Below are 21356 nucleotides of genomic sequence, written 5' to 3' on the forward strand. Positions count from 1 at the left end.
TTCCCTTATGCCTCCTGCACATACATCTGATAAATCTCCCGGTACCGTTCGATGAACAGCTCATAGGTATAGCCGCGCCGGGTGCGCTCATAACCAATGTTGCCCATTTGCCGCCGCAGCTTAAAATCCTTGCCTAGGCGAATCATTTCCCCGGCCATGGCCTCAAAATCCATCGGGGCCACTACAGCGCCTGCCGTGCCCAAATCATCCTGACTGTCACCATAGATAAGTTCCCGACAGCAGCCCACATCCGTAGCCACAAAAGGCCGATGCGCCGCAAAGCCCTCCAAAATCGCTAGGGGCTGCCCCTCGCTGATGCTGGACAACATTAAGAAATCCATTTTAGGCAGATACTCTGCCACATTGACGGACCCCGCAAACTCCACATGGTTTATGCCCAACATGGAAACCGTCTGCTGGCACAAGTCGTAATATTCCTTGTCCTCCCCATAGCCCCCCATAATCACCAGGCGGGCATCGGGAAATTCTTCCTGAAACAGGAAAAACGCCCGGAGCAAGGTCACAATATCCTTAATCGGCACCACCCGCACCACCGCACCGATGGTTAACGGCCCCTCATGGGGCTGCAACTCCCCGATTCCTGCGAAGCGCTCCATATGCACACCATTGGGCACAATGCCAATCTTATGCGGGGCACAGCCCAAATCCTGCTCAATTTCAGCATTGTGTTCAAAGAGGGTATACACCCTGTCCGCCGTCTTATACGACAGCTTTGCCAAATTATAAAAATACTGAATCCAGACAGACTTAAAATCCCCCTGCGCCCAATCGCTTTTGATGATTTCCACTTCCCGCTCCCGGGAGTAGATGCCATGCTCCGTGATGATAAAAGGTTTATGATAAATTTCGGCCGCCATGGCGCCAATCACGCCGCAATACCCTGTAGCCACACTATGATAGACATCTGCTTTCGGCAAATCCTGCTGCAACAGATAGAGCAGAGGCAGCAGCATGGAGCGAATGGTCCAGAAAAAATCCGTAAAGGGCAAATAACTGTATTTTTCCATATAGACCCGCTGAATGATGTCAAAGAAATCACTGGACATAAATATATCCAGTGAGCTGGCAAAGCGGCGGCGCTCACGGAAAATCGAAGCCAGCTTATGGATATCGAGCGGCCTGCCACCCATAACCAAATCATAGATGGCCTCCCGCTCTTCTGCCGTCAGGATATTCTCCAGCATATCCTGCGAACGCTGGTTTAAAATCTCATCGAGGAATTCTTCCTGTATTCCCTTTAAGTTGGGTGGGAACTTATACTTGAAAGCCCCCCTATCCTTTGATTCAGCCCCGATGGAATAGATGAAGAATTCATGCTGGGGAAGCCCCTGAATGAGCATCTGGCACCAGGAGGACACGCCCCCCACCACATAGGGATAGGAACCTTCCGTCAACAGACAGATTCTCATTTGGCTTTCTCCTTCCATTGAATAATGGTTTCCGGTTTTTCCGTTTCAATCATATAGGCATCATCACCGATTTTACGCGCACTGCCCCCGGTAACTTCTGCAATCTCTTTTGAAGAACGCAGCACAAACCGCAAGGGATAATGATAATTCCAACAGTTCAGTATCAGCTTATCCTGTTCCCGCGTCACCCGGTAATCCATGTCCAAATAGTCGGCAAAATAAGCCACGCATTCAGAATCCGTTACAGGGCGCAACCAGCCGAAGCGGTCATTTATCTCCGCCAGGAAGTTATGGAAGCCCTGCACCATCATCGCCCAAGTCAAATCCTTGCTTTCCTCATAGAATAGTTCATCGGGATGAACGAAATGAGAAAATACGCCAATGTAATTAATCACGCTGATATTTTCCCACATATTCTGCCTATCAGGCGCATAGCCGGAGGTAAAGCGGGGAATCTCATAGGTTCCATCCGCATTACGCCCAAAGTCCTGATAATAGCCCCGCTCCGAATAAAGGCCATCAAAGAGAGACGAATACACTTTAAGCTCTGGAAATACTTCCTTTACTGCTTCGTGGCCCTCAGGGCTTAAAATATCCGAAGGCGGCACATAGGACTGAAAATCGTAGTCCGGATAGGCGCTCTTGATATAACGGCGCAATTCCTGCAGGCTCTCCACCATATCTTCCTTGCTTTCCCAAGGCACATAGTCCAGTTCGTCCTGATTATATCCTGCAGGCGCCAGCGACTGGTGATTGTAGCCATGCAAGCCCAATTCGCCCCCCATGTCGAGAAGTTCCCGGCCATAGACGATTAAATTGTCCCGGGCCTGTCTGCCCTGCGTCGGCACAAACGGCCCCTTTACCTGGTCCCCGTAGGACTCAATAATCAGCCCAGTATACTTCAAGGAATACTTATCTGCACACTCCCGCATAAAGGGCCACCAGATATGACGAAAAAAATCGGCCGTATCTACATGCAGTTCGTCATATATCTTATCAAAGTTGCCCTCCGGCACAGGCGCAGGAAAATCGTCGATAAAAAACAACTTGGTGCCCACTACGGGATAAATGCTATCCTCGCCACAATGAGCGAGCATTGCCGTTAGCACACCAATATTGGTCTTGTCATCCCGCACAGCGCCATTGTAGAACAGGCATTTTCCCTGACCATAAGCATGTTCCCATAACAGGGGACTGCCATCCAAGGCAGCTATATGCACCACATCATCATCCTGCAAGGTTACCGACAGGGTATCCGTATGGTACTGCGTCCCCTCGCCAAAGGAAAAGCCCTTGCCAGCAAAGAGAAAATCCGTATGCAGGCGGATGCCCAGAACACTCTTTTGCCCACCGGCCACCGCAAAACCTGCCATTTCCTGGCAGATATCCGGCACGCCCACGCCAGCCTCCACTTCCGGATGCATCATAAAGGCCACTGTGCCACCTTGGGATGCATAGTCTGCCAGTTTGGGCAGAACGACGGTCTTATTCCAGTTGCCGGCAGCCAATAATACGCCGCGATAGGAGGCATCCACCTCTGTATCCTCGTAGATGGAGCAGGAAACCGCTTCTTTCTTCTGCTGCTCCAGGAGCCAGGTCAGTCGGTGATTAGCAAAGACGCTGGGCACATCCCGCGGGTCATAGAGGATAAGGTACTTCTCTTTCTCTCCTTGCGTATGCGTACCCTGAAGGATATTTTTCGGCACGAAATTCAAATTACGGAAATAATCCAGTTTCAAAAAGCCATCCATTCTGCTGAACTGAAAGAAGCAGCCCAACAGGATAACCAGGACAATAACGCCTGCAATACCACGCTTATCCATGGATTGCCTCCTCCTGTCTGTGTCCATCTTTGTCCCAATAGCGTATAGCCCGCAAGGCTTCCTGCGACAACTCTATCGGGCAGGCCTTCAGTTCCCGGATTTTCTGCTGTAATTGTCGGGGCTTACGCCAGCTCTGATAGAGCCGGATATACATCATATAGCTTTCCTCATTCTCTGGAAAACGTTCCTTCAATTCCGCACAAACCAGCTCTGCCTCCACATAATTTTTCGTAGCCAAAAGATGGTCTATTTCTTCAATATAATATTCCATCTTATCCGGGCAGGCTTTTTTCAGGTAATCCAATAAACCGATATAATCCCCCTGCTTCTTGGCATAGGTTACATGGTCGATAAATTTCTCCTGTGCCAGATAGTTCTTCAGCAGCTGCACATATTCCTCCAGCCGGGGCAAATTCTCCTGCCCTTCACCACTTACAATCATGGTTTCGCGGGAAAACAGTTCATTTTCCAGTTTTTCCATGCGGGCCGTCAACAGTGCCACCGCATAATAGGCGATTTCCCTGTCCCGGTCATGCATGGCCATTTGCAAAATGCTTTCATTATCCACCACAGCCTGCTTGATGGCTCCGGTAAAAAACTGGCGCTTCTTCTGGACATCTTCCACCAGAAAGGCATCGTTCAAAGGAATGATATCCGCATTCAGATGGGTTCCCTGAAATAACGCCTCTCCCTCCTGCTCTGCTTCAGGCTGGCGGCCTCCATTCAACGCCAGCAGCAGGCAGCAAAGACGATAGCTCACCATCAGCAACACACCACAGAAGGGAATGGCCAAAGCGATTACCGTTTCCGTCACCACCTGCAAGCGGGGCTTGCGCCATGAGTTCCCGAGAAAATAAATCAAGGTCACAGCCAGATGTAGCAATAAAATTGCATAAAAGTCCATCAGCCCACCGCCTCACAAACCGTTGTTGCCACACCAGCTCCCTGCAAGCGCTCCTGCACCATGGCTGTAATCTTCTTATCCGCATCCGGCAGCAGGATGTAGACACCATCGCCGCCTACCCCCACAAAATCCTCGTTGCGGATAACATGCCCCAGGCGTCTGTCAAGGCCTTCGTAATCCAAATCTCCCATAACCACCTTCAACACGGCCACAGTCAAATCCTCCTGCAGCGTACGCCGGTTTTGCAGTTCCTGAATGATTTTCCGGAACTCTTCCGCCTGCAGGATACGGGTTCCTGCCACGAAGCGCTTCTCCTGCACCTCCTGCTCATAGCGGTAAGCTCTGGCCATAGACGCCGAAATCAGGCGCGTGGTAATGGATAACAGATTCTGCTGGTAAAGGCTCCACTGCTCGAAGCCCAGACCAAAAATGGTAATAACGGCAATGACCTTATCCTGATATACGATGGGCGCGGCCAAATCCGGTGTATCCTTGAGCAAATCCTTATTCACAAAAATCGTCTGTTCCTGCAACAGAACCTGCAGATAGGAATAGTCCTCCACCCGCAAAGAACGAGGCTGACGTCCGGCCAGCTTGCCCATGCGCACCTTTTGCCGCAAAAAGTGGCCGTCTGTTCCCACCACATAGATGGCAATATCGTCCACATTGAGGATTTGCGCGGTTACCGCCGTTGCCTGCGTGAAGATATTTTCCTGCTCCACACTGTCGAGCTGCTTGATAATACGATACAAACGACCGATACTGTCATCGGTATTGACAATCTGCCGATAGAGCTTATCCTTTACCGCCAGATTATCCTCATAGATCTCCTTCATAAAGGACTGACGCTCCTGGCTCTGGCGCTTCTGCCACTCCACAGCCTCTCGCTCAAAACGCCGGGCATCGGCAAAGTATCCGGTCAGGGCCGCCGTAAAGAGATAGGCCGTCAGATGCAGGATATTTTCCGGTACATAGGTAAGGGAAATAAGCTCCCCGCCACGAGCCAGGGAGCCCATAATAAAGATAAACGCCGCCGCCACCATGGCGATAAAGGACTGTCTCTTGCCGTAGAGCAGTCCCATGGCACCGATATAGACAAAATTCAAATCCAGCTGCGTCTGCGGATTTACCGTGGTCCCCTGCTGCCAATAAGCAATACCTGCCATCAGAATTGCTCCTACGGCATTTTCTACATAGGGAATGATTTCCCTGCCCCAAACCCGCCATTTAATCCGCTGCTTCCGGGCCTGTGCCTCCAACTGGTCAGCTTCCACCTTGGCCTGAATATAGTCCCAGGTCTGGGCCAGGCCGGACTTCCGGTCATACTTTAACCGCCAGCCCAATTCATGCTGAGCCTTTTTACTCTCCAACACCGGCTGCACATAGGAAAAGGATTTGAAGCTGGCCGCATCATCATAAATATCCGGGATTTCCGTTACATTTCTGACCCAGTCCGCAAAGCCCCTTGCCGACAGGCCTTCCCCCGTGCCGAGGTTCAGTTCCTCCCCCTGGCAGCCACGGGCCACCGCCCGATAGATGCCGTATACTGCATCTGCCGAATACAAAAAATCGCGGGGTGTTGTTTCATCATCCATGCGCGGCAGGACTTTCTTTTTCAAGCTGGCATAGAGTGTACGCGCCACCAGTCCGTCCTGCGGGCCGCTGTCCGGACCATAGACCTCCGGCAGGCGGATAATGGTCAACGGAATAACCGCCCACTCCGACCAGACCTTAACAGCCTTTTCCGCCACCAGCGCCATGCCATCAGCCGCCCGTTCAGACGTTTCACCTCGTACAGCAGCTGCCGTGGAAATAAAATACACCGCTTCCACCGCATACTCATAGGCCAGTGCCAAGACATCCGCCAGCCGCTGCAGGGCATTCATGCGCTCAGCTGCCTGCCGTTCCGCCGGCCACACATAAATGAGCACAGGTATATTGTAAATGCGCAACATTTCCCGGGTCTGTTCCAGACTCTCCGTACCCCGGAAAAATTCCCAATTTTCCTTGATGAACAGCCGTTCCATCTGCTCATCCCAGAAAGGTTTTACACCTGTCAGGATAACTCTGCGTTTTAGCTGATTAACCTTCTCCTCAGCCATAAAAACATTCGCTCCTTTTCCTATGCCTCCCCACGGCATAAGTCAATCACTATGTGCTCTAAAACTTCGTCTCCTGCTTGTCCTGTTTTCAAAAAATAATCTGCGTCTATTAGTTCTAACATATTGCGTTTGAGCACGGCAGCGGGAAACTGCATAGCCGCCCGCCCCAACTTCTCGGCAATAAAGGGATTCAGCTCCAAAGGCTTGGCCAATGCTTTTCCCCGGATGCCCTGTTGCTGCAGTACCTGCGCCTGCCAAAGCTGCCGCACATGGCGGGTAAGCAGTGCCAGAATCACCGTAAAATAAGTGCCATCATTTAACTGCCGGCGCAAAAGCTGCAAAGCCTTTTTCGCCTTGCGCTCGCTGATGGCATCCAGCAGGGCAAAAACCGACACCTCCGGCAGCCCCGCAAAGACCTTTTCCAAAAGTTCCCGGGTGATGCGCCTGTCCTGCGTAAACAGCGCCAGCTTGTCAAACTCCCTGTCCAGAAATTCCAGGGAAATCGTCTGCATGGTGCTGACGACACCGCTGAAATAGGCCATGGCCTCTTTATCCATATCCTTGTTGATGGTTTGGAGCTTGCCCTGCAGCCAGTCATTGATGTTCCAGGCCCGGATAGCTTCCGCCTCCAGCACCATGCCATTTTTTTCTATGGTCTTGTAAATTTTCCGCCGCTTATCGGCCTTGCCATTCTGGACAAAAATCACATAGCTGAACTCCGGCATATCCGCCAAAGTGGCCAGCAGCCGTTCCAGCTTTTTGTCCTTGCCAGCTTTTTTCTCCTCCCCCTCGTTCTTATCCTTGAACAAGCTCGTGTCCTGCAGCAGCAGCACATTCTTGCTGGCAAAAAAAGGCGCGGTCTCGATAAGCCCCACTAAATCATCAGAGTCAACAACCCCCGATATTTTCTGTATTGCCTCCCCCTGCTCCTGCGGGTTGGCAAACAATCGTGAAAGAATTCGCTCCTGCGCCTTTTCAATATAATAATGTTCCTCGCCTGCCAGTAAATAAACGTGTTTCAATTCCCCACGCTGCAGGCTGGCCATAAAATCGCCAAATTTCAACGTTTCTACCTCAACATTAAGATTATCTTAGTATTATAGCGTAGTCTGAGAAGTTTTTCCATTAAAATAAGATTAAAAAATGACCGGCCAACGAATTGACCGGTCAGAGAAAAATCACATATAACTATCAGACTAACCCATGAGCCAGCATAACATTCGCCACCTTGACAAAGGCGGTGATGTTGGCACCGGCTACCAAATCATCCGGGTCAGCATATTTTTCAGCATTGGCCTTGGCATTCTTGTAGATGTTGGCCATGATATCCTGCAGCTTGCCATCCACTTCTTCGAAAGTCCACTGAAGTCTCTCGGAGTTCTGGGCCATTTCGAGTGCGGATACGGATACGCCGCCGGCATTTGCTGCCTTGCCCGGTGCAAAGAGCACCTTGTTCTGCTGGAAGTAAGCGATAGCATCCAGCGTGGACGGCATGTTGGCACCTTCACCAACAGCAATTACGCCGTTAGCCACGAGGGCTTTCGCGCTTTCGAGGTCGATTTCGCCCTGGGTTGCACACGGCAGAGCCACATCGCATTTGACCGTCCAAACGCCCTTGCAGCCTTCATGGTATTCAGCCTGCGGATGCGTTTCCACATATTCCTTGATACGACCGCGGCGAACCTGCTTGATTTCCTTAACGGCAGCAAGATCAATGCCATTGGGGTCATAAACATAGCCGTTGGAGTCGGAGCAGGTAACCACCTTGGCACCAAAAGCCTGTGCTTTTTCGATGGCGTAGGTTGCCACGTTACCGGAACCGGAAACTACAACCGTCTTATCCTTGAGGCTGATATCTTTAGCGTCAAGCATATTCTTGACGAAATAGAGCAGGCCGTAACCGGTAGCTTCGGTACGGGCAAGGCTGCCCCAATAGTCCACGCGCTTACCCGTCAGGACGCCTGCATCATAGCTGTCGCGAATGCGCTTGTACTGGCCATAGAGATAGCCTACTTCACGGCCGCCTACGCCGATATCACCAGCCGGAACGTCCACATCCGGGCCGATATGGCGGTAGAGCTCCGTCATAAAGCTCTGGCAGAAATGCATGACTTCATTGTCGGATTTGCCATGGGGGTCAAAATCCGAACCGCCCTTGGCACCGCCGATGGGCAGACCGGACAGAGCATTCTTGAACACCTGCTCAAAGGCCAGGAATTTCAAAATATCGAGATTTACGCTGGGATGGAAGCGCAGACCGCCTTTGTAGGGGCCAATGGCGCTGCTCATCTGCACACGGAAACCGCGGTTTACATGAACTTCGCCCTTATCGTCCTGCCAGGGCACGCGGAAAGTAATCACGCGTTCCGGCTCGATAATGCGTTCCAGAATCTTCTGTTTCTTGAATTCAGGATGTGCTTCCAGCACGGGAATAACGCTTTCCAGAACCTTCGATACCGTATTTTTGAACTGCGGCTGGTCCGGGTCGCGTTTTGCAATCAGGTCTAATGTGTCTTGTACATACTGTTTCATGTCTGCCAAAGTAATCGCTCCTTTGTCATTTGCCTATAAAACTCATACAATCTTACCAACAAACAATAGTATACTACAAACCCGCCTAAATGTACATAATTTTGTCATAAAAGAGAAAATATCCAAAACACTGTATACAAGGCAGAATATTTGTATCAGCCATTTTGCAGATATTTCCGCGGGATATTCTTCACGAGTCCGCTCATATGGCGATAACGGCCATAAAGAGTCTGCGACCAGGACAGGAAAAGACGCTTCTTGGCCCGGGTCATCGCCACATAGAAGAGGCGGAATTCCTCGGCCAGCCGCCCGCTTTTCTCCGCCTGAAAACCCGGGAAGGTTCCTTCCTGCAGCCCTGCCAAAAACACGTAATCAAACTCCGAGCCCTTGGCCTGATGAATGGTGATAATGGGAATCTGCTGGCGGCGGGTCAGCGTATCCAGCTCCGTATTGGATAAGGTGGTGTAGCGCAGGAACCGCTCAATGGCATCCAAGGGACGGATGGCTTCATCATCGAGCTCCTTGGCCTGCCGGAATAAATCCCGCAGATGCTCTACCCGCTGAGGCTCCTTATGGGCTTCGTAATAAGCCTTCATGCCGCAGTCGAGCACAATCTGCCCTAGCAGCTGCCAGGGACGAAGCCGCCTTGCCTCACGGCGGATAACGGTCAGTTTCTCCGCCCACTCGCTAAACAGTTCCTGATACTTTTCCATGATTTCCCGCCGTGCATCCACCTTGGGCCGCAAATCCCGCTCCACCGCATAGAGCAAAATTTCCGCCGTAGCCAAAATATCATCCAGCGCATCATGGGAGGAAGGATGGCTGACCTGACAATACTTGCCCAAAAATTCCAGCTTGTGATTGGGCAAATTCGGATAGAACCGCCGGAAGATATCCAAAGTATCATAGAACTGAGGATATTCCAGCGGCGGCATCTCCAGCCGCGAAAGCTCGCTGCCCAGAATCCGCAAGTCATAGGTCACATTATGCCCCACAAGCACAGCACCGTGTGCAAAGGCACAAAACTCCTGCAAAACCTTGCGCGGGTCATCCCCATTTTCCGCCAGAAATTCATCGGAAAGGCCATGAACATGCACAGAATCGCCCACTTTGGAGAGGGGCTTAATGAGCCGTACGAACTCTTCCTTGACGCCGCCGTTTTTATCCAGCCGAATGCCGGCAATTTGGATGATTTCATCCCGCGTGGTGTCAACGCCCGTGGACTCCACATCGAAAACTACCACGTTTTCAGCCTCCAGTGCCGCAAGCAGCCCCGCATAAGGGTCGCCGCTCCTGCGGGCATCTTCATCCACAAAATCCGTCAGGCGGATACCCGCACCGCGGATTTCCTCGCTGGAGAGTTTCTTGATGGTGGCAGGGCCAATCCCCTTGACGTAGCGGTTCAGCACCCGCACCAGACTCGACACATCATGCTTGTTCACCGCCAATTTCAGCACCGCCAGCGCGTCCTTTATCTCCTGCCGCCGGAAGAACTTCTGCTCGTCAATGAGCATAAAGGGCAGACGCTCATTTTCCGGCAGCAGCCGCCCCAAAGAGCGGAACTGCGCCGATAAATCCTTGTTGTAGCGGTTGCTGCGGGTCAAAATGCAGACCCTGCTGTAATCGGTCACCGGCAGCTGCTGGATGGCATAGTAAATCCACTGGGCCTCCTCGGCAAAATCCATGGCGCCCTTCAGCACGATAGGTTCCCCATGGTCAGGACTCACCGCCTGCAAACCATCCGGATAGAGCAGGTTCACTCGCTCGGGGAAGGAATTGCGCAGCCAGTCAAAGGAGGCGTTCAACAGCACCTGCGTAGCCCGGTAATTCTCGTGCAGCACAATGCGCCGGGGATTGTAGTCCTGCTGATACTTGCGCAGCACGAGCTCCGGATGGGAACCCCGCCATTCGTAGATAGTCTGGAAGTAATCCCCGCACAACAGCAGATGGCTGGCCCCAAAAATCTGCGAGATTATGCGGTATTCCAAAAGACTGGTATCCTGCACCTCGTCAATGTTGATGTAGACAAAACGCCTAGCCCATTTGGAAGCCACACTATCCTGACGGAACAGTTCATCCACCTGCACCAGCAAATCCGCAAAGTCCAAACCATGAAGCTCATGCAGCCGTTCATCATAAAGGGCCGCCGTCTGCGCTCCCCACTGCTGCCAGCCTTCAAACAGGCGCTGATGGAATTGATAGCTGTCATCCAAGGCCAAGGCCTTGACACTTTGCCCATCTTCCTTTAGCAGGCGCTTCAAGGTATCTTCGTAATCCTTAACCAAATCCCCACTGTTTACGGTAAACTCTGCCTTTTTCTCCTTGAGCTGGTTCACCAGATTCTGCACCGCCCGCAGCGGCCACTCCTCGGCCACAATTTCCTTCAACAGCCCCTGGCAGTCCGTCTCATCAAAGATGGTAAAATCCGTAAACAAATCCGAATGGCGCTTGGCCTCGGTCTTAATCACCTCATAGCAAAAACCATGAAAGGTCTTGACCATCACGCGGCTGCCACTGTCCCCGGCCCGGGCCTCCACCCGTTCCCGCATCTCGCGGCAGGCCTTGTTGGTAAAGGTCAGGCAGAGAATTTCCTCCGGCAGCGCGCGGTTTTCGGCGATAATATGTGCAATGCGGCAGGCCAGGGTATTGGTTTTGCCCGTCCCTGCGGGAGCCAGCAAAAGTATGTTTTGATCTAATTCATTTACTGCTTCTTTTTGTTCCTTATTTAGTTCTTGTAACTCCATTATTTTCTGCCTCATTTAATCTGTCAACCAAATTACACTGACGAATTCCTTGTATTGCTCCATTATTTCCTTAACCATTAGCTGTACAATATTGTACACCAATTCTGCTGAAAAATGCCCCTTCTGATAGGGAATACACACATCAAGAATCACAGAGGCATCAGGTGTCAGATAATACTTGAACAATCGGTTCTGATAATTGCGCCGCATCAACAAGTTACTGACTGCAAAAGCATTTTCATCTGTTATCGCTTGAGTCGCAATATTGGCCCGCACCATCACATAAGGTGAGTTATCAATAATTACTCCAACAGGTACAGCCATTCCCTTCAATACTACATTGGTTCTAAAGACAACACTTTGCCGCTGGTCCAACAAATCTTCCCGTGAAAATCCTTCGATGTGTTTAAACTCCAAATAAGTTGCAAACATATCCGCCATATTGTTCAATACTCATCACTCCATCTTCTGCTATATCAAAAAGGTGCAGGTATATATTTCCCTGCACCCCATGCAAACTCCTTCAATATCTTAGAATTTCCAGCTTATCCCCGCAGACACACGATGAGATTTTTCATTGCTGCTTCCCTTAAAGCTATAATTCACGCCCCATTTCATCCTGTCATTTTCAGCCGCTAGTCCTAAAGTTGCCTTTACAGCTGACCGGTCAATCACATCATAACAAACTGAATCCTTTGCGTTCAAGCCAGGAATCGTTACATCCATATTAGCAGACTGTCCTCCTAGAACACCAATATAGGACAAATCAGCAGCAAAATTATACTTCCAGCCACCAGAATTAAATTGACTCATATAACCGATTCCCACCGGCACAGTAAATACATGATTCTTCTCTGGCGCATAACGGAAAGCTGTCTTGCCATTGTAAACGCCATCATAAGCAGGCGTATCAATATATGTGTAACGCAAGCCTATATGAGGCACAAACATACCACCATTGCCCAAAGATTTACGATATTCCTCGGTGATGCCTAACGTAATCAGATTAGTCTTGGGTTCTGCTTTCAACAGGCCCTCCACATCATGCTTAACCTGATAACCGCCTACATCCACAATTAAATTAGAATCACCCTTCTTGATACTGCCATAATAGGAAACACCACCACCTTGATACTTATCCCGCTCATTAACGCCATTTGCACTAGCTGAACCAAAACCATAGCTTACTGCAATCCCCTGTTCATAATTCCCTTTTGGAGCCAAATCATAGCCTACCGAAATCCCGGTAAAATTATTGTCATAATTTGCTATTGTATTTGTCCCAGCCAATGCTCTGCCATCAATCTTCCCCCGTTCATACGAAGCCTTCGCCCAAATCCTGCCTTTTCCTGACTCAACATTAGACGTTTCATATTTCGCCTCTCTAGCAATCTGCTTAATGGACTTATCTTTATCACTCATATGCAGTTCCAGCACAGGCGTAGCTTCCTTCTTATCATCAGCAAAGGACGAGCCCCTAATTACAGTCTTTTCTACATTTTGCACCTTGACCATTTCACCTATTTGTGGCTGAGCCATAAATGACAACTGATTCTGTACAGCCTCTGAGAATGTCGTCACCATTCCCAACGCATTTGCAGTAGCACCTGTAGTTTCCGCAGCTTGAGCGGCTGTGTTAATAAGCTCTATAGACTGCTCATCTTTAAGCAATCCACTTGTTGCCATAGCTACATAATTTGCACCTGTAGAATAAGGTTCTATCCCCTCGTTTGTAGTCAGTACCTGTTCATCAACCACCGCACTAACTGCATTGGGAATTGCGCAATTCTTCAATACAACAGAATTGTCATCCTTATCTACTGCAGCAGTACTACCAGTGTTACTAACTTTTAACAGCTTATTAACAATCACGTTGTCTGTGTCAGTGTACCAGCCCTTAGCATCAGTTGTCGTAGTAAAACCTGCTGTCAACGTATAGTTGTTCCCTGCCTGTGCATTGGCCAAATACAGTTTAGCCGTATCATCTACAGCTAAAGTTCCCGCTCCTGAAGATGCCGTCAGCGCAGCTTCTCCCCCCAAGGCTTCTGCATCAACCATCAGCAGGGAATTTGCCGCAAATGTTGCTGTATTAGCATTAGGAGCACCATATGAAGACAACGAACCATCCACAGTAAGCCCAGCACTGCCATCCAAAGTTACCGGCTTTGCCAAATACAATGCGGCGGTTATATCATCTTCGCCCCAATTAAGTTGGGTTTCCGCAAAAGCCAATTGCGCCTTGGTTGAATCATCCGTACCAATGCTAGCCACAGAATTGCGTCCTATAATCAGATTATAATCAATGTTGGTGTCACCTACAGCTAACTGCGAAGCATCGGTTATCTCTACGCCATCTTTCCATACAGGGTCAAGGAAAATTGCCGCTCCGGCAAGTGAAGATATGTCACCTGATACTACCATCTTTCCTGCCGACGTCGCACTTCCGACATAAATAACCGAATTTGTGCTAAAGTTCGCTGTACCCGTGATATTCAAAATCCCATCTACCCGCACTGTAGCGCCGTTAAAGGTTACAGTAGGCACATTAAGCATAGTATTCATAGCTATGCTCACTAATGCTCCGGCGTTAGCAATTAGAGAATTTATAGTCTTTTTCCCAGCCATAACATTAAACTGTGAAGCATCATTGCCTACACTATTACCAACAGTAATGTCAGCATACACATCATTGGCTGCATTCCCTGTACCCAAGGCAAAAATACCACCGTTAAGCACACTTACTTGCACAGGATGAGGAGGCATTTTCCCCCCAACAGTCAACAGATGTTGCCCCGGCGTACTGCTCCCCAAACGTAGCTGTTTACCATTGATGGTAATACTATTGGTATTGCCAACCGCCGGCTCTGCCATATCCAAAGACTGTGCATTAAGCTTATCCGCATTGGAATCAGCCCCTGCTTCATCACTTATAGTTATATCTGTATTCTGTGTAGTTACTGGGCCGAACCACGAATCATCAGGCACATCTCCAATATCTCGAATTACCGAATCTTTATTATCATCATCTGTAGGTGTTGGTTTAATGTCTGGCACGGCATCAGGATTTCCCTCCACTTTCTCTGCATTAGGCTTAACTTCTACCTTCGTAGTACCGCCATCAGCCTCTTTGACCAATTTATTGGCTTCATTCAGATAATCCAGATTGTACTTTTCATCATCTAGTAACACCACACCTGACTCAAATAAAATAGCATCATTAGCATCCGTGCGTACGCCCCCCGTAGTTGTTATAGTCCCCTCAGCACCAAGACCGTAATTAAAAATCTGAGCAGAGTTCGCTTCTAAAACACCATTTTTTCGCAAGACAATAAAATTCTTGCCATCTTTAATGTCCCCATTCTCATTGGTCCATCCATGGTTATTAAACTTAGTATTTCCTACGAGTTTTAATGTCGCCGTTACATCAGCCGCTTCCGCCTGACTATAATTCCAGCCTCCAGTCAATACATTACCAATTTCTATAGTCCCCAATGAATAGGATATAAATCCCCCTTCATTCGAGTCATCCATATAGTAATGCACTTCTTTCCCCCAGCCATTACCATACAGATTACTAGCCTTTACCTCAGATGTACCATTTAGGAAAATAATAGGACTTTCTGCAAAAAAAACATCATTGGTTAAATCTGTAACAGCCTCAGATTTTCCATATATTTTACTCTGACTTTCTGCATTATATTCTACATTACCAATTTCCAAAGCAACAGCCTTAACATTAATCAATGTACCTTTGCTTTTTGTATCATCAGCAAATCTCATTAATGACACTTCATTTTCAACTCTAAACTCAGAAACATCATCTGTTACAGTAATGGTTTTAGGAGTATCATTTGCTAACACCACTGGTCCATTTGCTGAGAACTGTTTTCTATACTTAGACACAGTTGTATCATTGTTATTATCTTCCTCTGAATCAGGCATCGCACTAGGATTACCTATTACTTTTACTGCCGTCAGCTTAACCTCTACCTCTGTATTACCACCATCAGCCTCTTTTACCAACTTGTTGGCTTCATTCAGATAATCCACATTATACTTCTCATCATCCAACATCAATACGCCAGACTTAAAGTAAATCGCGTTGTCCGCATCCACACGGATAGACTTCGGACTCATAATATCGCCAGCTTTGTTAAGGCCGACAGTAAAGATTTGCGCAGAATTAGCCTCTAATGTACCAGTAGCATTGATAACAATAAAATTCTTGCCATTAACAATATCACCGGCATCAGTTTGCCATATAGAATTGAATTTTTCATTGTCTATCAGTTTTAACGTAGCTGATGGAGGCTCTGTTGCATTATTGACGCGATATTCGTGGTCATTAATCATGGACTCATAATCATAAGGAACACTAGCTACATTGATAACATTTTTTTCGTCCCCATAAAGATTTGATGCTTTTACTAGCGTTGTACCATTGCAAAATTCAATCACATTTCTTGTAGGCAATGTCTCCTCTACAGTGTTTCCTGACTTGTATGTTCCATTAACAGGTGAAACCTTAAAAACCACATTTGACATATCCACAACAGTATTTAATTCTTTTATTGGATCGTGGTAATAAAGATTACTACTTTCACTATCTGGTTCTCTGTGTATCATGTACACATCACCTGAATATGAATCATTAAACCCGGCAGCCACAGTCATTGGCTTAACCACGGTACCATCTTCCACATAAAGCTTACGCACATAGTTATGCCGCATACTATTATGCTTTGTATTCCAATAATAATTGTGCAGATTATTCCCGTCTTCTACATATCCCTTTATATATTCATCGTCCAAGTTCCACCAATTGTTCAAAGAATAATTAGTACCTTCATGAACTTCTAAACAATAGTCACTTTTCCCTATTTCACTTTTAATACTACCCACGTCTGTCCCTACGTCTACTTTTTTTGCTGTACTTTTCACCTCTACAACAGTATTACCATTATCTGCTGCTTTTACAGCTATATTCGCATCCGTAAGGTATTCATTATTATATTTATCATCCCCTAGTAAAACTACGCCTGATTCAAATAAAATGGCATCATTTGCATCTTTTCGCACACCACCTGTGCTTATTGTCGTGCCATCACCAAGTCCAAAATTAAAAATCTGCGCAGACTCTGCCTCCAATATGCCGTTTTTTCGCAACACAATAAAATTCTTATTATTTATTGCTTCGCCTACTTCATTTGTCCAACCACTGTTATTAAACTTTGTATTGCCAATCAGCTTTAACGTTGCATAAGCACCTGTATTTGATTCAGTTTGCCAATTTTTATACTCATTCACATCGCCAATTTCAATTATACCTGCGGGATATTCAGGTGTTAAAAACTTTTCCTCGACAGTTTTCCCTTGTTCAGCATCATAATATGATTTTTCCCCATAACGTTTAATATATGAGCTTCCATTATCTTCATAAGGTATTTCCGTTAATTCCGTTTCCCCGTGCCCATATAAATTACTGGCCTTGGCCAACACCGTACCATTCTCAATGGTAATCTTGCTGTCTTCGCCCTCGGCAAAAAACACATCGTTGGTCAAATCAACTACTACATTAGACTTCGTATTCCAATGTCCTGCCACCGTATCTGCCATCGTACTCTGGTAGCTAGCAACATCCGCAACAGGTGTATCAGCAATAAAAATCTGCCCTCCATCACTAGCATGAATCACCTTGCCACTACTTTTATCACCATTGACTTCTTTCAGCAGCACCTTTTCACCACTACCTGCCTCCACAGCCTCCTGCGCCGCCAGTTGTGCCTTATACTCCGTTAGTGTCGTTGCCGAAGCTGTCCCACCAAAAGACATCAGTGCTGTAGTCGTTGCTAATCCTAATAAAACAGCGCGAGTGAGCCGCTCCTCATTGCACTTATTCTTTTGCTTAACCATTCCCTTGCGCCTCCCCAAGTGCTAATCCCTATGTACTTCTATCCCTTATATCGCAGCAAATCCTTTTTTCTTAAATTTGCGACATTTGTTGTAATATTATTTTACTGCGCTCCCAGCGCCGCCTCGAACACTTCCACACAGGATTTCTTCTGCTTCGCTGCCAGTATCTCCTCATAGCTGGCCGGAGTCATGCCCATGCGCAGAAACTTCTCGTGCAGTTCAATGGCCTGGTCAGCTGCCGCTTCCGTAATGCCCAGCTTTCTGGCTTCATCTTTGAATTCTTCTGCTGTCATAAAAATCATCCCTTCTGCTGTTTCATACTAATACTATTTTTAACAATTCCACATTCTAAGGCAAAATCCTGCCCAGTCCCCGCAAAAACTTCAAGCCACCATGTTTAGCATCTTTGGTGTCAGTTATAGGTTTCTACCCGCATTCTCTCCCCATCCGTATAAAACACCACAGCGCCATCTTCATCCGTGCGGTATGTCTTGATTCCCATCTGGCGGAAGCGCTTGACAATCTCCGGCTTCGGGTGCCCGAAAGAATTATCGGCACCCGCGCAAAAAATACCGAACTTAGGGCGGACGGCCTCTAAAAATTCCGGCGAACTTGATGTATCACTGCCATGATGGCCTGCCTTCAACACGGTGCTTTGCGGATTTATTCCTGCTGCCAAAAGTTCTGCTTCCCGTTCTTTAGTCAAATCCCCGGTAAAGAGAAAACTAGCTCTTCCATAGCTCACGCGATAGACATTCGAGGCTTCGTTGCCAGTCTTGTTTTCTCCGCCACTGACACTTGGCGCATAGAGGATTTCAATCCGCACACCATCAACCATAAGTTCCTCCCCCTGCCGGGCAGTATGGAATTTATGCAGCAGCGGGTCATTATCCCCCAGCCGCATACTGCGGGCATAATCGCTAATCCCCTCATCTGCCGTGACCACCTGCTTCACCGGAATTTTTTTCATCAGCGAGCCACAGCCTGCCGCATGGTCCTCATGAGCATGGGTAAGGAATACAGCATCCAGCTTCAACACGCCATAATGCAGCAGATAGGGCACATCCACCTTGGCTCCCACATCAAAGGCCCCATCTCTGGTGCCGCCACAGTCAAACATAAAGGCATGACCATGCGGCGTGATGAGAAGCGCCGCATCTCCCTGCCCCACATCGATAAAATGCACCTGCATTTCCTTGGGCCTTGCTATTTGCCAACTGATGACAAAGACAAATAAGACCAACGCCGCCATCCCCAGCACTTTACGCCGGGCTTTCAACCCCTCCCATAATTTTTCCCGCTGTTCTGCCGTTAACAGAAACAGCCCCAACAAAACGTAGTAAAGCAATCCCCCGCTGAAATGCAAAGAAGGAATCCAAATGGCACTAGCTGGCAGAGCCGCGATTTTGGCGGTCAATTCTTCCACAACACCTAAGAGCAGACTGTCACAGGCAAAGACCACACTGCCGGCAAACGGCAGGACGAAAGCCAGCACGCCGGCAAAGAGTCCTAGCACAATCAAAAGTTCCACCAGTGGCACCACCACCAGATTGGCCAGCAGTGAGGACAGGGACAGCTGATTGAAATACCAGGCTAGTATAGGCAGGGTAGCCAGCTGCGCCGCTAGCGTAATCGAAAGCCCCGCCGCCACAAAAGAGTTTATGCCGCGCTCCCGCAGAAAACTTTGCCATTTCGGTGCCAAATACAACAGCCCCGCTGTAGCCAAAAAGGACAACTGAAAGCTGATATGAAAGAGCAATAACGGCCAGATTACAAGCATCACCAAGCCAGTTACGAGCAAAATCCGCCGGGCATCCCGTTCCCTGTCCAACGCCAAAGCCACAAAGGCCAGTCCGCCCATAATCGCAGAACGGATAACCGGCGGTACCGCCCCAGCCAGCAGACTATAGATAACGATAAGCCCGACCACCAGCACAGTCGTAGCGGCTTTAGGCATGCGCAGCAATGTGCCCACCCCCGCCATCACCGCCGCCAGCAGACTGATATGCGAGCCGGATACCGAGAGCAGATGAATGAGTCCCGTGAGCGTAAAATTCTGCACCAAATCTTCATTAACGCCATCATAGCCGCCAAAGAGCATGGCAAAGATAGCCGCCGCATCCTCTTTGGGCATGACCGTCTGCATTCGTTCCCGATAATGGCTGCGCACATCTGCCAGCTTGCGAGCAAAAGCGGCAGTTTCCACCGGTTCCACTTTGATGCCCTGCTTACCTGCTGACAGCGAAGCCGTTATCCTCTGACTCTTGAGCAGCAGTTTCGTATCCAGCTGGCCGGGATTTTGATAGCCGTGCGGCGAGCGCACCTTTCCCGCAGCCGTCACTTTATCGCCAATGCGCACGGCAGGCGCCTCACGATGGCGGGCATAGACATAGATTCCCCCGCTGGCTTTCTGCCATTCCTGCCCTTTAATTCTTACTCGCGTCACATCCAGCAGATAACGCTGCTTCTGCTGTCCCTGATTGTCTTCCGTCAGCCGCGGTTCCTCCCGCAGAATCCCCTCCACCTTCACCGTCTCTCGCGCAAAATTGCTAATATCCTGCTCCGACAGATAATCCGCCGCCATAAAGCGCAGCATACCCACGCAAAAAAACGCAGCCAGCACAGCCATCCATGTCCATTGCCGTCCCTGCCAAGCGCCAAAGATAGATAAGCTCAATGCCAAGAGCAGCAACGGCAGAATGATGCTTCCAGGCAATGTCAGCAGGCTCGCACAGCCAATCCCTGTCCCCAAGGCTATGAGCAGTCCCGCTAAAAATATTTCCTGCCCCTGACCGATTTTCATGGCCTCACATCCCACATCAAATGCAAATCTTATCCTTCAGCTTCTCGAACTTGGCATCGCCAATGCCCCGAATCTTTTTGATATCCTCAATGGACTGGAACAGGCCTTCCGTCTCCCGGTACTCGATAATCCGTTTGGCCATGGCGGGGCCAATGCCCGGCAGGGTGTCCAAAACCTTTTCATCCGCGGTATTGATGTTGACCAGTTCGCCACTGCCGCCATTCTTTGACATGTCAGCTTTTGACTTGTCAATTTTTGACTTGTCAACGTTGCTATTTGACCGTTCTTTTTCCGGCACCTTTAGCTGCTGGCCGTCCTTCAGATTCTGGGCCAGATTGATTTTCTCGCTGTCCGCGATGGGCAGCAGTCCCCCGCAGGCATTGATGGCATCAGCGGCCCGCGCACCTTCGGCCACTTTCACCAATCCCGGTTTATTGACCGCCCCTGTGACATAGATGGTTATTTCCTTAATAGGCAATGCATTCTCAGCAGGTGGAAAGGATTCCAGCACGGCAGACTGCTCCTCGCTGTACAAGCCGTAATAAGTGCCGCCAATAGCCGCCAGCAGAATAATTATTAAGACAAATAGTTGTTTCTTGTACATTGGCATAATACAACCACCATCCTTTATCCCCTGTCATTATACATCAATGCTTCGCGGGCAATAAAAAAACTCCTGCCAGTTGCAGAAGTTTTTGCATAAAATATAATGATTGCTTATGATTACGCGATTTCTGTGCGGAAGAAATCTTCCACCCAGCTGTTCCAGCCCAAATCGTAGATATTATCCTCGCCCAGCTCGTTCTGGTATTCTGCCAGCGCAATGGACATCAAAGAGTCTGCCACACAGCCATCGTCAGCATTCCCTGCTTCGGCGTAGCCGTCATAGACAGTCATTACTACCTCCGCCAGACGCTCCGGACGCATGTAGGAAATCCCCTCATACATGGCATCCAGATAGTCCCGCGTATCCTTGCGGAAATCGCCCGGGCTTTCCAGCACCGCCTCCCCAATCTGACGAATACGGCTCAGAGCAATCAGTTTAATTCTCGTTATATAAAGTTCTTTCGTATACATACACAGCACCTCCTACCGTGGATATATA

The 21356-nt window shown here is 48.7% G+C and carries 13 protein-coding genes; all 13 read right to left on the reverse strand.

The features are described 5' to 3' along the window. Positions 1–5: 5 nt before the first annotated feature. The 13 genes from pelF to T320_RS11825 all read right to left on the reverse strand — a co-directional run bounded on the left by pelF (position 6) and on the right by T320_RS11825 (position 21328). Positions 6–1430 carry a GT4 family glycosyltransferase PelF gene (pelF, locus tag T320_RS11765; protein ID WP_037356072.1) on the reverse strand — a complete coding sequence of 475 codons (1425 nt, stop codon included), beginning with the start codon at positions 1428–1430 and terminating at the stop codon, positions 6–8. After that, positions 1427–3253 (reverse strand): DUF2194 domain-containing protein, encoded by a 1827-nt coding sequence (locus T320_RS11770; protein ID WP_037356075.1) that lies wholly within the window; start codon positions 3251–3253, stop codon positions 1427–1429. Before T320_RS11770 ends, pelF begins: the two co-directional genes overlap by 4 nt. Next, positions 3246–4157 carry a hypothetical protein gene (locus T320_RS11775; RefSeq protein ID WP_037356078.1) on the reverse strand — a complete coding sequence of 304 codons (912 nt, stop codon included), beginning with the start codon at positions 4155–4157 and terminating at the stop codon, positions 3246–3248. The genes T320_RS11770 and T320_RS11775 overlap by 8 nt, the downstream gene beginning before the upstream one ends. Further along, on the reverse strand, positions 4157–6259 hold the full coding sequence (locus T320_RS14430) for an NAD-dependent epimerase/dehydratase family protein (protein WP_051608759.1): 2103 nt from the start codon (positions 6257–6259) through the stop codon (positions 4157–4159). Before T320_RS14430 ends, T320_RS11775 begins: the two co-directional genes overlap by 1 nt. A gap of 20 nt (positions 6260–6279) precedes the next feature. Continuing rightward, positions 6280–7323 carry a DNA polymerase III subunit delta gene (gene holA, locus T320_RS11785; RefSeq protein ID WP_037356080.1) on the reverse strand — a complete coding sequence of 348 codons (1044 nt, stop codon included), beginning with the start codon at positions 7321–7323 and terminating at the stop codon, positions 6280–6282. A 127-nt stretch (positions 7324–7450) separates the two neighbouring features. Next, a complete protein-coding gene (gene gdhA / locus T320_RS11790) occupies positions 7451–8800 on the reverse strand; it encodes an NADP-specific glutamate dehydrogenase (RefSeq protein ID WP_037356082.1) in 1350 nt (449 codons plus the stop codon). Positions 8801–8946: 146 nt separating this feature from the next. Continuing rightward, positions 8947–11535, reverse strand: coding sequence for a 3'-5' exonuclease (locus T320_RS11795; protein WP_037356083.1), 2589 nt, complete (start codon positions 11533–11535; stop codon positions 8947–8949). A 15-nt stretch (positions 11536–11550) separates the two neighbouring features. After that, a complete protein-coding gene (locus tag T320_RS11800) occupies positions 11551–11985 on the reverse strand; it encodes a hypothetical protein (RefSeq protein WP_051608760.1) in 435 nt (144 codons plus the stop codon). Positions 11986–12066: 81 nt separating this feature from the next. Further along, on the reverse strand, positions 12067–17448 hold the full coding sequence (locus tag T320_RS11805) for an autotransporter family protein (protein WP_037356085.1): 5382 nt from the start codon (positions 17446–17448) through the stop codon (positions 12067–12069). 101 nt (positions 17449–17549) lie between these two features. Beyond that, entirely contained in the window at positions 17550–17741 is a 192-nt protein-coding gene (locus tag T320_RS11810; RefSeq protein WP_037356087.1) for a hypothetical protein, read from the reverse strand. Positions 17742–17860: 119 nt separating this feature from the next. After that, on the reverse strand, positions 17861–20251 hold the full coding sequence (locus tag T320_RS11815; RefSeq protein ID WP_037356090.1) for a DNA internalization-related competence protein ComEC/Rec2: 2391 nt from the start codon (positions 20249–20251) through the stop codon (positions 17861–17863). 16 nt (positions 20252–20267) lie between these two features. After that, positions 20268–20861, reverse strand: a complete 594-nt coding sequence (locus T320_RS11820) for a helix-hairpin-helix domain-containing protein (protein WP_037356092.1) — start codon at positions 20859–20861, stop codon at positions 20268–20270. Between the two features lie 113 nt (positions 20862–20974). Further along, the gene (locus T320_RS11825; RefSeq protein WP_037356095.1) at positions 20975–21328 is read right to left on the reverse strand and encodes a hypothetical protein; all 354 of its coding nucleotides are present in this window, start codon (positions 21326–21328) and stop codon (positions 20975–20977) included. Positions 21329–21356: the final 28 nt, after the last annotated feature.

This window comes from Selenomonas sp. FC4001 (assembly GCF_000701565.1).
GTDB classification, from domain to species: domain Bacteria; phylum Bacillota; class Negativicutes; order Selenomonadales; family Selenomonadaceae; genus Selenomonas_A; species Selenomonas_A ruminantium_B.